We start from the raw sequence: 688 nt of genomic DNA, 5'->3' as shown, positions 1-688 counted from the left end.
GAGCGATGGAATCCGGCGGCACACGGTGCGTTCGGCACGTGGATCGGCACGGGCGATTACTCCGTTGAGCGGCGCGTGGTGCCGCTGAAGCTCGAGCGCATGCGCACGGCCATGCTCGCACAGACGGTCATCGCGATCGAGCTGCTCGCGGGACTGGATACGGCGGTGCACTCTGATCTGTTCAACGCGATTAATCCGGAGCGCAGCCCGCAAGGGGCGGAAGCGCTGGTGCATAAGGTCGTTCGTAAAGCGCTGGACGTAACGGTGGACTTCGAGCAAAAAGCGCAACGATCGGTCTTCGCGCCGGTCAAGTTCGACGTTCCGTCTGCGGTGCACGTGGCGCTTGCCCTCGAGCCGCAGTCTGTCGTCGCCGAGCCGCACGTCGCTCCAAAGACACCCGAAAGGGGGCCCGCCACCAACACACCTCTCACTGGTCCACCAGCCGCCTCAACGACGTCGGCTACTGCAGACATGTCCAGGGCCGGCGGTCATGGGCCTCATTTTTCGCAGTCGCTGCGCGATGCGTTGGCGCGCAGCGAAGCACAGGCTGTCGGTGCGGGTTTAACTGAAACCGCTTCGACAAGCACAACACGAGCCGCCGTGCTGGCAGACTCCGCACCATCCCGGCCCGCATCCTTCGATCCGGCAGTCGTGGACGAGTCACGTCGCAATGCGATACCGCGATCCG

The 688-nt window shown here is 64.4% G+C and carries 1 pseudogene; it reads left to right on the top strand.

The window, feature by feature from the left end:
* Positions 1–688, top strand: a pseudogene (locus P7F28_RS09800) (hypothetical protein); the annotation flags it as partial.

It is taken from the genome of Caballeronia sp. BR00000012568055 (assembly GCF_029439455.1).
GTDB lineage: Bacteria > Pseudomonadota > Gammaproteobacteria > Burkholderiales > Burkholderiaceae > Caballeronia.
Note: the sequence above shows the minus strand (reverse complement) of the source record. Positions and strands in the feature narration are given on the sequence as shown.